Genomic DNA, 12,995 nt, shown 5'->3' with positions numbered 1-12,995 from the left:
CTTCAGCCGCACGTCAATTCAAGGCGCGTCGCGAAAATCTTGCCGAGATCGGTCCCCGTCGGATCACTGAAGAACGCGTCTGTCAGGCTCTTCTGGTTCTGCGCGATGGCCGTGTCCGGATCTGGACGCACGACCGCGCGTGAGCAGCCTTCAGGCAGGCCAGCCACCACAATCTTGTTGTCGTCGGTAAAATCGATCGCGGTGTAGAAAGTCGGATCGTAGACGCCGATGCTGACTTTTCCAGCAAGGGCCAACAGGTCCTTCGGCTGCGTTTCGAACTGGACCACGAGCTGATCGTTTTCATAGCTGACGCTGAATTTCGGCGGTGGCGCCATAGCCACGTCCTTGCCGTTCAAGGTCACCATCTGAAAGTAGTTGTACTCGGCCAGCGACGCATGGACGGTGAGAGCGACTTCATCGAGTTCCTTGGCATCCAGGACAAGGTCGGAATTCTTGTCGAATTCCATCAGCACGGTGCTGGAAAAGAGGTCGTCGAAACGCCAGGAGTGTCGAAGCGACTTGACCGTCCTGTCTGGACCGACGGTCAGGTCCAGCTTCGCTTCGGCAAACACATGCGGATGGGCGTTCGCCGCCGCGGCGGAAGCGAGCAACAACGCCGCGCCTGATATCATGCCAGTCAGTCGCATTTTTCGCTCACATTTCACTCGTCGATTCCGCATCAGGCAGGACACCTGCCATTGCAAGCAGGCCGAAATGGGACATTCAAACGCCAATTCTTCAGAACAGGGTCGCCATGCAACTAGCGCCTGAGCGTCATCACGACGCCTGGCCTGGCTGGTCCTTGTTCGTCGTCGCGCGAATATAGCTCAGGTTCTTGGTACCTATGGCGCCGATATCGCTGACCTGGAATCCGCTCTCGGTCAATAGCGAGGCGACCGAATGCAGATCGACATGGCCATGCTTGTGAAGCTTGGGCAATCTGGATTTGCGCACCGGCCTGCCGAAATCGATGAGCAACAGCCGGCCCGCTGGCTTCAAGACGCGTGCCGCCTCGCGGACGAAGGCCGATCGAACGGGCTTCGACAGGTGATGCAGCATCAGCGTGCCGACAACGATGTCCAATTGCGCGTCTTTGAAGGGAAGCTCCTGCGCCGTCCCGTTGACGAAAGTCAGATCGAGACCGGACCGCTCGGCCTTGGCGCGCGCCCTCTCGATCATTTCGGCCGACGCATCGACGCCGGTGACGCTCCCATCCGAACCGACCAGCCGCTTCGCGGCAATGGCAAGGGTTCCCGTCCCGCAGGCGACATCGAGCATCGCTTCGCCGGGCTGGAGTTTTGCCGGGCGAAGCATGAGCTCGCGAAAGCGGCCCTCGCGGCCAAAGGTCAGAACGCGCGCGAGCAAGTCATAGGCCGCCGCCCGGTGCAGGACAATGCCGATGCCCCTGTCGCTCGCGCTCTGCGCGCCGTTGCCGACGAGGCCCTTGTGACGCAGGCCGCCCCACAGCGCAAATACCGCGATCACCGCGAGGACGAGGCCATGGAATGCCGCCGTCCAGGCGCCGGCCTGAATATAGCCCATGCCCAATTTGGCGAGGACGAGGAAGCCGGCGACCAGCGACAGCTTGGCAAACAGGGCCAACGCTATCATCCTCTTGCGCGAATGCGATCCGTTACCGGCGTGATGATCAGATGAGTGCATGTCTGGCGACCTTCTGCTTCATTGCGGCGTGCCCAAACCCGATTTGAGCTCCTGGACTTGGCGTATCATAATGGACACAATGTCTGGAAATGCTGTTGTCGGACATCGGACCGCCGAATGTCCGAAACCGGGCACTGCAGAGAGCCATGGCCATGAAAATCGAACGTGCGGGCGAGCGGAACACGATCGATCGACGCGTCGCGCGGACGCGCGGCCTGCTGCAGGACGCGCTCATCGCCCTGATTCCGGAGCAAGGATACGCTGCCATCACCGTCGATGACATTTGCCAGAGGGCCAATATCGGCAGGTCGACCTTCTATACCCACTATGCCGACAAGGATGCTCTGCGCAGCGCAACCATCGAGGCGCATCTGCGGTCGATCGGCCGCAGGCGCGAGGTGGCAAGTCAAGCGACAGGTAGCCGCCTGTTCGAGTTCAGCCTGCCCATGTTCGAGCACGCCCATGCATTCCGACCGCTTCACCACGCATTGCTTGCAAGCAGCGGCGATACGATCCACGACGAATTGCGTGAGCGTATCCGGCGAGCCGTCCGGGAAGAACTCGTCGAGAAACGGATCGGCGATCGCGGCATGCCTGCCGAATTCGCCATTCAGTTCATAGCCGGCGCATTTCTTGCGGTGCTCGCCTGGTGGGTCGCCACCGACATGAACCTTTCACCGGCACAAGCAGACGACCTGTTCCAGAGGATGGCGGGAAAAGGCATCGGAGCCTGACTAATCGTCGGCTATCGAGCTTGCAATGATCGAATCCGATCGCCCCATGTCGACCGGCGATGTCAAATGGACGAGCTGTTTTCGATTGCCGGCAATCAATATGTAGAGTTTGGAGAGATGAGTCCCGGCCCGGTCCTCGCCGATCTTTTCGGCGTCTGTCCGGGCGAAGAAGCGTTGCTCGAATGTCGCGCGGTCGACGTCGAACAGTCTGATGGAACAGGTCTGCACGGCCTTGCCGTTCAAGGTGGCTTTGGTCACCGCGATTATGGTTCCGGCAGGTAGATCGTTGCCAGTCACCGCCCACCCCTGAAAGGCATCCACGTCATCGACTGGAGCAAGCGCTGCGTCACCGGATAGCGGTGTCCACCCCCGCGTCTTCGCCACAGCGGCGGTTCGCTCGAAGTCGGGGCCATGGGCAAGACAGGTTTCGTGAAAAGCTTCTAGCCCCAGATCGACATTGTCGGCATACACCGGTGTCGATATCAGGCAGACGCCTGCGAGCGCAAAAGCGAAAAGGGCTGTCGACATATCAGTTACACCTCGCGCTGAGGAGCGAGTACCGGTACGATTAAGATGGAGCCATTGGCACGTTGGTCAAGCGATCGCCAGGGCATCGACCTGCAGAATGAAGCGGGGCACGTTGCTTCACGTTGGCTCGGGCATGCCGCGGGCTGCTACGGACCCTCTCGTCGTTCCTCTGGCGCAAGCGGAAGGATGTCGTGGACAATCTTCAAGGCGCCAGCGATCAGCAGCGGCCATCAATCTCGAAGTCGGCGACAACGAGTTCGTCTAACTGGTGGGCGCATCGGGCTGCGGCAAGAGCACGCTGCTGTCAATCATCGCCGGGCTGCAGGACTACGATGAGGGCGAAATGCTGGTCGATGGCAGTCCGATCAATGGGCCGGGCCGCGACTGTGGCGTCGTCTTCCAGTCCTAGACCTTGCTGCCATGGCTGACCGCGCTGCAAAATGTCGAAGTCGCGCTGCGCGAGACCGGACATGATGCAAAGGACATCACCGAGGTGGCGCATAACACCTCGACCTGATCAAGCTTAAGGTGCGGCTCGATATCCGAAGCCTAGCAATCATAGTTTCATCCAAGAACCTCCTCAGATGCGTTAGATGATAATCTTGCAGTGCCTGCTCCTGCAAGCGCCTTTCAGTTATCGAGCCTCAATCTGCGACAGGAACAGCTTTGTGCGCTCGTGGCGCGGGTGGTCGAAGAATTCGGCCGGCGTGTTCTGCTCGACGATCTGGCCCTGATCCATGAAGATCACGCGGTTGGCGACCTTGCGGGCAAAGCCCATCTCATGGGTGACGCACAGCATGGTCATGCCTTCCTCGGCCAGCCCAACCATCGTCTCCAGCACTTCCTTGATCATTTCCGGATCGAGCGCCGAGGTCGGCTCATCGAACAGCATGATGCGCGGGTTCATACACAGCGAGCGGGCGATGGCCACGCGCTGCTGCTGGCCGCCGGACAGCTGGCCGGGATATTTGTTGGCCTGTTCCGGGATTTTCACGCGCTTGAGGAAATGCATGGCGATTTCCTCGGCCTGCTTCTTCGGTGTCTTGCGCACCCAGATCGGCGCCAGCGTGCAGTTCTCCAGGATGGTCAGATGCGGGAACAGGTTGAAGTGCTGGAACACCATGCCGACCTCGCGGCGCACCTCGTCGATCTTCTTGAGATCGTTGGTCAATTCCTTGCCGTCGACGATGATCTTGCCCTTCTGGTGCTCTTCCAGACGGTTGATGCAGCGGATCACCGTCGATTTGCCGGAGCCCGAAGGGCCGCAGATGACGATGCGCTCGCCGCGCATCACTTTCAGATTGATGTCCTTCAGCACATGGAACTCGCCATACCATTTCTGTATTCCCGCCAACTCGACAGCGACTTCATCGTTTCGAGATACAGACCGACGACTGGAATTGCTCGCGATGGTTATTGTCATGTACCCCTCTCAAAAAGAGACCCGGCCACGCCGTTCCAGGAAATCGGAAAACCGGGCGAAGGAAAACGAAAGCGCGAAGAAAATCGCGCCAATAAACAGGAACGTTTCGGCCGCTGGAGAAGGCCAGGCGGGGTCGGCCAACGCCGCCTTACCCGAACTGATGAGATCAAACAGCCCAACCACAAGCACCAGGCTGGTGTTCTTGATCATCACGATGATGGTATTTGCCAAAGCAGGGATCGCGACCTGAATTGCTTGCGGCAAGATCACCAGTCGTTGTATCTGCCAGAAGGACAGGCCGAGAGCCTCGGCTGCTTCATACTGCCCAGCTGGAACGGCTTGCAGTCCACCGCGTATCACCTCGGCCAAGTAGGCAGAAGCAAACAGCGTCAAGGCAATCAACGCCCGCACGAACTTGTCGGGAAGGAGATAGTCCGGCAAAAACAGAGGCAGCATGATCGAGGCGACGTACAGGATAGACAATAACGGCAGCCCGCGAATTCCTTCAATGAAAGCCACTGTGAAAATTCGCATGGCAGGCATCGTCCTCGAGCGGCGTCCAAGTGCCAGCAATATGCCAGCCGGAAACGCTACGCCGATGGCCACGACGGTTAGGATCAGTGTCACTGGAAGTCCGCCCCAGGACGATGTGGGAACACTCGCCAGTCCGAATCCGCCACCCATCAGCCACCCAACCAGCATCAGGGCGACAATCCAGAGCGCCAACAGAACCGGTTTCCAACTCGCTGGCCGAACCGACCAGCCGAGGAGTCCTATGATCAACACACAAACCAGAGCTGGACGCCAGCGCCCGTCAAAAGGATAGATTCCGAAAAGCAGTTGACCGGATTTTGCATAGATAAAACTCCAGCAGGCGCCCGACGCCGCCCGGCAGGCATCGGGATCGGGGTCGAACAGGACCGCATCCAAAATCAACCAGCGCAGCATGGCAGGCACCGTCGCGAGCAAGCCAGCGCCAAAAACTATGGTGAGCATTGCATTGAGGGGTGAGCCAAAGAGAAGTTTGAGCGTTTCACGAACTTTGTTGACCACCGCTCTCACCGAAAATGAAAGCATTATTGGCTGTTCATCAAGCTCCACAGACAGTGGCTTCATGATTATCGCTCCACTATCGCGATACGGCGGTTGTACCAATTTGCTATCGCTGACAAGGTCAAGTTCAACGCGAGGTAGACACCTAGAATGATGAACAGTCCCTCGATCGCATGGCTCGACTTGCTTATGGTGGTGTTCATGACTGCCAGGAAATCCGGATACCCTACCGCGATCGCCAGCGTCGAGTTCTTGACGACGTTGATATACTGGCTGTTTAGCGGAGGCACGACTATCCGCAGCGTCTGCGGGATAATGATCAGTCGCAATATCCGCGTTTGGGATAGACCGAGCGAGCGGCCGGCATCCCATTGACCTTTGCCGATGGCCAATACGCCGCCTCGAACGATTTCGGCAACGAACCCACTGGTGTAGATCGTCAAACCGATGAGGATCGTGCTGAGTTCCGGCGTCAGCGCAATTCCACCCCGGAAACCAAAACCTGCAAAGACGGGCCAATCGATTTGGATCGATGCACCGGCCGCCCACAGGCCGAGTGCCGATGCGCTCAACAGTGCAAGCACCAAAAACGATAGCCTTCGCACAACGAACGCACGCAACAGGCGCGCGCCGATCAGCAGGCCAACAAGTCCGACAAGACCCCATTCGATTGATTGCAGGCTGATGGTGACTGCCGGCATCACCAAGCCGCGCATTGAGACATAAACGCCAGGCGCAAGATTGGCGGCTTGAGCGATCGGCGGAAGGACCTTCCACCATAGGGAATAGAGAAAGATGAGCAGGACAATGGGAGGCGTGTTGCGCGCTACTTCGACCCACACCTTGCACGTCCCTGAAGCAAGCGGATTACTGCTTAACCGCGCAATTCCTAGGATCAAACCTATGATCGACGAAAAGACGATGACCAATGTCGAGATCAGGATTGTATTCGCTATCCCGACAACGATCGCCCAGTAGTAAGGGTCACGCGGCACATATGGCAGGATGGATTCGGAAATCACGAGCCTTGACGGGACGGTAAGGAAGTCGAACCCAATCGGAATGCCGCGGGCCTCCAGATTGGCGATCGTCGTGGTAACGAGAAGAGTCGCAAACCCGACGAGCGCGAACACCAAAGCGCCTTGGATAGCGATCGATCGAGCTTTCGCGTCGTTGAGCATCAGGCTCTCCTTATCTTGTGATCTCGTATAGTTACCGCGGTCAATCCCACGGTAGCGGGTAGTTCAAGCCGCCATCCTTGGCGAGGGCGTTCATACCGCGTTCAACCTTCAGGGGGCTGTTCTTGCCGAGGTTGTTGTCCCAGATTTCCGAATAGTTGCCCATCTGCTTGATAACGTTGTAGACCCACTTGTCATCGAGCCCGACCGGCTTGCCGAATCCAGGCTCCTCGCCCAGGACACGTTTCACCTCATCGCTTCCCGTCTTGAGTTTTTCGTCGATGTTTTTTGAGTCGATCCCGTTGGCCTCGGCCCAAACCAAGGCGTTGACCGTCCAGCGAACGATGTCGAACAGTTGATCGTCGCCGCGCGCGATGGCAACTCCGTTCGGCTCGACGGTATTTCCGACCCTGATGATCACGTAATCATCCGGATTTTTGGCGACAGTGGCGCGTTGTCCGGCAGCGGCGGTCCCATCCGTGACATAGCTGTCGCACCGCCCACCGAAGAAAGCATCCCGAGCCTGGATCGTGGAGTCAAAGTAAACTTTTTCCATCGCTATGTTGTACTCGGCCTCGGTCTCCTGGATTGCCTTTTCGGTAAGGCTGCCGCCGCCCTGCAAGCACACCGTCCTGCCGTCCAGCTGTTTTGGATCGGTGATATTGTCGGCTTTGCGGACCAGAAGGCCGTCGACGTCGTACAGAGTGAGCCACACGAAGCGAACGACCGTGTCGCGCGTGAAGGTCAAGGTCGAAGTACGGGAAAGGATATCGATTTCACCTGTCTGCAGTGCCGAGAACCGCTGGCCTGCGTTGAGCGGCACAAAACGGATCTTGTCCTTGTCACCCAAAATGGCGACGGCAAAGGTGCGACAAATGTCCGAGTCAAAGCCGCGGTAGTAGCCTTTCTCATCCGGCCGCGAGAGGCCTGGCACGCCTTGACTCGCGCCACAACTCACATAGCCGCGCTCCTTGATCTTGTTGACGACGCTCTGTGCGTCCGCCGGCGTTCCAAGCAGGGCCGAGGCGGCGATGCCGAGGCCAACTGCCGCCGATTTGAATGTCCTGAATTGCATGTCTTGTTCCCCTTTCTTGGTTCGATAGTTAGATTCCAAGCCGTACTGGCGGTTCGAAATGTTCCGCCTTCGGTTCCAGCATCCGAAATGCCTTTTCCAGATCAAGAAGGAGGTCATCGACGTGCTCCAGGCCGACGCTGAAGCGCACAAGAGGGCCTTGCTCGACGGCTCTTGTCGATGTGCGAACCGGAGGCGGATCCATCACAGCAACGATGCTTTTCGTGCCGCCCCAACTGGCCCCTATGCAAAACAACTCCAGTGCCTCGATCGCCGACGCAAGTTGAGGGCGCGTCCAAGGCTGCAAAATCACGGAAAACAAGCCCGATGATCCCGAGAAATCGCGTTGCCAGATCGCGTGTCCAGGATGGGAAGGAAGGGCCGGGTGAAGAACCTTGACGACCTCCGGGCGCCCTTCAAACCATTTTGCAATCATCAAGGCGTTCTCTTCTGCCCGATCGAGTCGAACGGGAAGGGTCTCGATACCACGCAAGACGAGCGCGCAATCTTCCGGTGAAACGCCATAGCCAAGATAGCGCGATACGTCTCGAAGGCGCCGGTAGAAGGCTTCATCGCGAACAGTGACTGAACCCATAAGCACGTCGGAGTGGCCCGCGAAATACTTCGATATCGCGCTGATGGAGAAGTCTGTGTTCTTTTCGAGAGGCTTGAACCGAAGCGGAGTGGCCCATGTATTGTCGACCGCTACGAGCGCACCGTGTGCCTGCGCGGCCGTTGCAATTGCCGCCATGTCCTGGATTTCCATTGTCGCCGAACCAGGAGATTCAACCAGGACCAGCTTGACTCGATCATTTAGGAGCGCGGCAATACCGCCACCGATCAACGGGTCATAATACCTGGCCTGAATTCCGAGAAATGATAGAAAGTTATCCGACAGGGTCCTGACAGGGTCATATACGCTGTCCGGGATCAGCACCTGATCGCCTGCTTTTGCGACAGCAAGAATTGTCAGCACAATTGCGGCAAGACCCGACGGAACGACCAGAGTCTTGGTCCCGTTTTCAAGTGAAGCGATCCGGGCTTCGAGAGCCCTTGATGTCGGGGTGCCGTATAGCCCGTAGGAATAGCCATCGTAAAAATTCTCGCGGCGGCGTTGATAGGCTTCCACTGTCGGAAACACGACGGTGGACCCGCGGCAAACGGGAAAGGACAGGCTTTGAAAGCGGGATGCCGCAATGGCATCGTCTGTCTCTAGGCATCTTGTATCGTCGTGCATTCCGGAAATCCCTCGTCGCGCTCAAAGAGTAGACTTGTAACAATCGCATCACAAATGCATAGTGATCACCGAATTATCCATTTCGGTTATAATGGCCTTGCATGAATCTTGCTCTGATCGAGATCTTCAGCGCCGTCATGAAGACAGGCTCGACCACAAGGGCCGCTGCCCTGTTGGGAATCTCGCAACCTGGGGTCAGTCGAGGGTTAAGAAGGCTCGAGGACACGACCAAACTCAAATTGTTCGAACGGTCTGGCCCGCGGCTCACGGCAACGCCTGAAGCCCTCCTTCTTTACCGCGAGGTTCAGGCAGCCCACGCGGGCCTCGATCGATTGCGGCAGGCGGCCGCGCGTATTCGCGAAGTGGGAACCGGTTCGCTCAAGGTGGCGAGTTCGGCCGCTTTGGGCTTGAGCTTCATGCCGCGCGTAATCGCGAAATATCTGAAGCGCCGTCCTGATGTACCGATAACATTTGAGATCGCCAGTTCGTCAGCCGTACGCGATCTGGTGACAAGTGGTCTGTTCGACTTCGGGCTTTGTGCGAATGAAATCGACACAACCAATCTGGTTGCCGAGCCCTTCATCGAAAGTTACGGCGTGTGCGTGTTTCGCCAAGGCCATGCTCTGGAGCGCAACCGCTTCGTCAGTCCACATGATCTCCAGCAGGAACGCCTGATTTGTCTCGCACCTGAGGATACTGCTCGCAAACAGCTCGACCATCATCTGGTTGTCGCGGGTGTCTCGCCGCGCATGATCGTGGAGACGCAGTTCTCTGCCACAGTTTGCCAGCTTGCGATCGAAGGAGCTGGTGTAGGCGTCGCCAACGTCCTCAGCTATGTCTCCGAGGGCTATGAAAAAGCTGGGCTCGTTGCCCGCCCATTGGTTCCCACCGTCAATTTCGTCACTTTGCAGATCCTGCCGCCACAAAGGGCAAGATCTAGACTCGTTGACGAATTCTCCGCGGATTTGGTTCAAGAGCGCGATAGCCTTCTTCAACAATGCACGAGATACAACCCGGACGGATTTCTAAAGCGTAAGTAAACGTCAGTCGTAAATCAAATCAGTTTACATACAGCGCGTATCTGCAGGAAGGTGAAGCCGGAGGCTGCGGCCTCGGCGGCCTTCGCTTCACCGAGCAGGCTGAGCGATGTCGGGACACCGCCCGAAAGGGTCCAGAGCACACCGGTGCCCGCCCCGATCATGCACTCCCTGGTGCTGTGCTTCTCGATCGGCCTTGCGATCACTCTCGTCACGGTCGGGGCCGCCGCTGCCCTGAGCGTCCGGCACGCGACCAGGCGTTGGTCGTGGTTCTCGACATCGCGCGCTGGGCGCCCTATTTCTCATCGCCGTCGGCCTCTATGTCGGATACCATGGCTGGACAGGACTATCCGCCGCGGGGGCCTGATGCGCTCACGCTTCAAGCCAAAACCGCAATCCGAGATAGCGAGCCAATGGAATCCGAGATAGCAGGCACCGAAAGCGTTGAGCCGGCGCCTAAGGCGGTTCCATCGGGTTGGCGATCGCTGATGACGCGCGAACGTTGGACCGAAGTCGCGCGCATTATATTTACCGGCCTGATGGCCTTTCTGTACTGGCAACAGCTGATTCCCATTCAAGCCTTGTGGGTGGCCGTTGCCATCGGCTTGTATCCGCTCGTCAAGACCGGCGTCGTTGACCTCGCAAAAGAGCACAAGATCGGTACCGAAATATTCGTCACCATCGCCACGGTGGTGGCTCTGATCGGAGGCGAGACCGTCGCCGGCGCGGTCCTCATGGTGATCATTCTGATCGCGGAGTTCATCGCCGATCTGAATATGGATCGTGCGCGAGCCTCAATCAAAGACTTGATCGGCTCGGTGCCCCAAGTGGCGCTTGTGCGGGACGCAGGTGGCGAACGCAAGGTCCCGATCGAGAATCTGCGCGCAGGCAACGTTGTCTTGGTGCGGGCCGGCGAGAAGATCCCGGTCGATGGCACCGTCGTCGGTGGAGCGGCTTCGGTCAACGAAGCATCGATCACAGGAGAAAGCATTCCGAAGGACAAGAGCGATGGCGCCGATGTCTTTGCCGGAACCATCGTCGAATCCGGAGCCCTCGACATCGAGACCGAGAAGGTTGGTGCCGATACAACCTTTGCCCGCATTATCAGTCTGGTCGAGAATGCCGAAGCAGAACAGGCGCCCGTCCAGAAACTGGCGGATAAGGTTGCGTCATGGCTGATCCCGGTCGTGCTGATCTTCCTCGTCGCGGTTTATCTTTATACACGCGACGTTCGGATGATCGTCACTCTGCTGATTTTCACATCGCCTGCCGAACTCGGATTGGCGACCCCTCTGGTGATTATCGCAGCCATTGCGCGAGCCGCACGCAGTGGAATTCTGGTCAAGGGCGGCGTCTATCTGGAGTCTTTGGCCAAGGTCGACGTCCTGGTGTTCGACAAGACAGGCACCCTGACGGCAAACAAGCCCGAGGTTGTCGGCGTGGAGATGCAGGACGGCACGCTTTCGGAAGCTGATCTGATCGGCCTTGCCGCCGCCGCCGATCGGCGCTCGGCTCACCCCTTGGCGAAGGCGGTCGTCAATTATGCCGCGCGGATGAAAATCGATGTCCCGGAACCGGAGCAGTACGAGCAGTTGCAGGCGCGCGGTGTGAAGGCGACGGTCTCCGGACGCACCGTGCTGGTCGGGAATGCATCGTTGCTGCGCGAGGCCGGCGTGCCGCTTTCCGATGCGATCGAAAAGGGCGGACAGACGCCGGTTCACGTCGCGGTCGATGGGAAATTCGCGGGCGTGATTTTTATTGCCGACACATTGCGACCAGGTGCGCGCGAAGCGCTGGCAAAGCTCCGTGCAACCGGGGTCAAGCGCATGGTGATGGTGACGGGTGACAATGAGGCCACAGCGCGGACCATCGCCAAGGAGCTCGGCGTGGATGAAGTGCGTGCCAATCTGATGCCGCAGGACAAGGTCGCCGCCATCGCCGAACTGCAAAAGCAGGGCCATCGCGTAGCGATGGTCGGCGACGGGATCAACGACGCGCCGGCGCTGGCACGCGCCGATGTCGGCATTGCGATGGGCGGCGGCGGCACGCAGGCAGCGCTGGAAGCCGCCGACATCGCATTGATGAAGGATGATCTGGCAAGAATTGTCAGCGCCCGCGCGATTGCGCGACGCGCTTACCGGACAATTCAGGAAAATATCTTCGTCGGTGTCGGTGTTGTGCACGTTTTAGGCATTACCGCAGCGCTGATGGGCTGGATCGGTCCTATCCAGGCAGCGATTTTGCACTTGGGGCCAGATGTCCTGGTGTTCCTGAATTCGGCAAAACTGCTGCGCGTTCGAATCCAAGATGTTTAGCGCATCTCTTTGGAGCCTAAGGCGCTTGCAGTTCTTTGGACGACAAATGCGTCCAATTCGCATGGCCCACGAAACCGGGCAACCCGCAACCAGAGCACGCTTACTTCTGGGGCGCTGGTGGCGGTTGCCGCCAAACCACCCAGCCGCATACCCGATCACAAGCAATATCACGATCACGGCTGCCACACCGTACCAGCCGCCTGTCCATGCAATTCATGGTTACACCAAATATCGCGCTGCGCTTGGCAAGCCAGCGATTTCTTCGATCCTTTGGTCGTCGGTTTCGTGACGAGCGACCCATCTGATCCCCTGATGACGGAGTAGGCCAAGTAGGGATTCCTAAGAAGCGCGTAGGCCTCTCTGCGGTGCCAAAGCAGCCTCGGGTGCAAATGCCTGTCGGCTGCGCTCGTGTTTCTAAAACTGATAATCAGGATCTGGCCTGCAGCTGCGTGCTCTCAAAGCCGCCGGCTGCAAGCGGCTCGCGGAGGAGCGAGCATCTGGAGGGGACCGACCCGAGCTCCATCGGCTTCTTGGCGAGCTAGACGAAGGCGACATCGTGGTTGTCTGGAAACTCGACCGACTGACGCGTTCACTCAAGGACATGCTCCTTATCCTCGAGAAGATCGAAGGCCGCCGGCGCCAGGTTCTGCTCACTGACTGAGGCAATCGAAGTAAGCGCTGTTCTCAGGCCACGGCCTTGAGCTCGAGCTTGTCGATGTAGGCCCAGGGCAGGAGATCGTCGATCTGGCTGTTAGG

Annotated in this window: 13 protein-coding genes and 1 pseudogene; 5 read left to right on the top strand and 9 right to left on the bottom strand. The window is 58.3% G+C overall.

Features of this window, described 5'->3' with window-relative positions:
- Positions 1–2: 2 nt before the first annotated feature.
- Together NKJ12_RS15870 and NKJ12_RS15865 are read right to left on the bottom strand one after the other, a co-directional pair.
- A complete protein-coding gene (locus NKJ12_RS15870) occupies positions 3–632 on the bottom strand; it encodes a DUF1007 family protein (RefSeq protein WP_352704058.1) in 630 nt (209 codons plus the stop codon).
- Positions 633–777: 145 nt separating this feature from the next.
- Complete coding sequence (locus NKJ12_RS15865) at positions 778–1,602, bottom strand: class I SAM-dependent methyltransferase (RefSeq protein WP_352703707.1); 825 nt, start codon at positions 1,600–1,602, stop codon at positions 778–780.
- Positions 1,603–1,808: 206 nt separating this feature from the next.
- On the opposite strand from NKJ12_RS15865, the gene NKJ12_RS15860 reads away from it, so the two are divergent.
- A complete protein-coding gene (locus NKJ12_RS15860) occupies positions 1,809–2,396 on the top strand; it encodes a TetR/AcrR family transcriptional regulator (protein WP_352703704.1) in 588 nt (195 codons plus the stop codon).
- Here NKJ12_RS15860 and NKJ12_RS15855 read toward each other — a convergent pair whose 3' ends face one another.
- Positions 2,397–2,924 carry a hypothetical protein gene (locus NKJ12_RS15855; protein WP_352703702.1) on the bottom strand — a complete coding sequence of 176 codons (528 nt, stop codon included), beginning with the start codon at positions 2,922–2,924 and terminating at the stop codon, positions 2,397–2,399.
- 268 nt (positions 2,925–3,192) lie between these two features.
- Here NKJ12_RS15855 and NKJ12_RS32270 point away from each other — a divergent pair, with 268 nt between their 5' ends.
- Positions 3,193–3,333, top strand: a complete 141-nt coding sequence (locus NKJ12_RS32270; RefSeq protein ID WP_502905711.1) for an ATP-binding cassette domain-containing protein — start codon at positions 3,193–3,195, stop codon at positions 3,331–3,333.
- Between the two features lie 225 nt (positions 3,334–3,558).
- On the opposite strand, the gene NKJ12_RS15845 is transcribed toward NKJ12_RS32270, so the two are convergent.
- From NKJ12_RS15845 to metC, 5 genes are read right to left on the bottom strand one after another with little or no spacing between them, the layout of a single operon-like run.
- A complete protein-coding gene (locus NKJ12_RS15845; RefSeq protein ID WP_352703700.1) occupies positions 3,559–4,347 on the bottom strand; it encodes an amino acid ABC transporter ATP-binding protein in 789 nt (262 codons plus the stop codon).
- A gap of 9 nt (positions 4,348–4,356) precedes the next feature.
- Positions 4,357–5,463, bottom strand: a complete 1,107-nt coding sequence (locus tag NKJ12_RS15840; protein ID WP_352703697.1) for an amino acid ABC transporter permease — start codon at positions 5,461–5,463, stop codon at positions 4,357–4,359.
- 2 nt (positions 5,464–5,465) lie between these two features.
- Positions 5,466–6,581, bottom strand: coding sequence for an amino acid ABC transporter permease (locus NKJ12_RS15835; RefSeq protein ID WP_352703695.1), 1,116 nt, complete (start codon positions 6,579–6,581; stop codon positions 5,466–5,468).
- Positions 6,582–6,621: 40 nt separating this feature from the next.
- Positions 6,622–7,653 (bottom strand): transporter substrate-binding domain-containing protein, encoded by a 1,032-nt coding sequence (locus tag NKJ12_RS15830; RefSeq protein ID WP_352703693.1) that lies wholly within the window; start codon positions 7,651–7,653, stop codon positions 6,622–6,624.
- Between the two features lie 28 nt (positions 7,654–7,681).
- Positions 7,682–8,887: a cystathionine beta-lyase gene (gene metC, locus NKJ12_RS15825; protein WP_352703691.1), complete on the bottom strand. Its 1,206-nt coding sequence runs from the start codon at positions 8,885–8,887 to the stop codon at positions 7,682–7,684.
- A gap of 101 nt (positions 8,888–8,988) precedes the next feature.
- On the opposite strand from metC, the gene NKJ12_RS15820 reads away from it, so the two are divergent.
- Positions 8,989–9,927, top strand: coding sequence for a LysR substrate-binding domain-containing protein (locus NKJ12_RS15820; protein WP_352703689.1), 939 nt, complete (start codon positions 8,989–8,991; stop codon positions 9,925–9,927).
- Positions 9,928–9,965: 38 nt separating this feature from the next.
- Here the strand turns inward: NKJ12_RS15820 and NKJ12_RS15815 are convergent.
- A pseudogene (locus tag NKJ12_RS15815) lies at positions 9,966–10,088 on the bottom strand (metallophosphoesterase); the annotation flags it as partial.
- A gap of 102 nt (positions 10,089–10,190) precedes the next feature.
- Between NKJ12_RS15815 and NKJ12_RS15805 the strand changes: the two are divergent.
- A complete protein-coding gene (locus NKJ12_RS15805; protein WP_502905710.1) occupies positions 10,191–12,239 on the top strand; it encodes a heavy metal translocating P-type ATPase in 2,049 nt (682 codons plus the stop codon).
- A gap of 439 nt (positions 12,240–12,678) precedes the next feature.
- Positions 12,679–12,900 carry a recombinase family protein gene (locus NKJ12_RS15800; protein ID WP_502905715.1) on the top strand — a complete coding sequence of 74 codons (222 nt, stop codon included), beginning with the start codon at positions 12,679–12,681 and terminating at the stop codon, positions 12,898–12,900.
- Positions 12,901–12,995: the final 95 nt, after the last annotated feature.

Source organism: Mesorhizobium sp. M0195 (assembly GCF_040322115.1).
Taxonomy (GTDB): Bacteria; Pseudomonadota; Alphaproteobacteria; order Rhizobiales; family Rhizobiaceae; genus Mesorhizobium.
This window is presented reverse-complemented; position numbering and strand designations above follow the sequence as displayed.

Coding starts and splice junctions, on each gene's coding strand:
- NKJ12_RS15870 (WP_352704058.1), bottom strand. CDS start 632: ATGATATCAGGCGCGGCGTTGTTGCTCGCTTCCGCCGCGGCGGCGAAC.
- NKJ12_RS15860 (WP_352703704.1), top strand. CDS start 1,809: ATGGCCATGAAAATCGAACGTGCGGGCGAGCGGAACACGATCGATCGA.
- NKJ12_RS15855 (WP_352703702.1), bottom strand. CDS start 2,924: ATGTCGACAGCCCTTTTCGCTTTTGCGCTCGCAGGCGTCTGCCTGATA.
- NKJ12_RS15845 (WP_352703700.1), bottom strand. CDS start 4,347: ATGACAATAACCATCGCGAGCAATTCCAGTCGTCGGTCTGTATCTCGA.
- NKJ12_RS15840 (WP_352703697.1), bottom strand. CDS start 5,463: ATGAAGCCACTGTCTGTGGAGCTTGATGAACAGCCAATAATGCTTTCA.
- NKJ12_RS15835 (WP_352703695.1), bottom strand. CDS start 6,581: ATGCTCAACGACGCGAAAGCTCGATCGATCGCTATCCAAGGCGCTTTG.
- NKJ12_RS15830 (WP_352703693.1), bottom strand. CDS start 7,653: ATGCAATTCAGGACATTCAAATCGGCGGCAGTTGGCCTCGGCATCGCC.
- metC (WP_352703691.1), bottom strand. CDS start 8,887: ATGCACGACGATACAAGATGCCTAGAGACAGACGATGCCATTGCGGCA.
- NKJ12_RS15820 (WP_352703689.1), top strand. CDS start 8,989: ATGAATCTTGCTCTGATCGAGATCTTCAGCGCCGTCATGAAGACAGGC.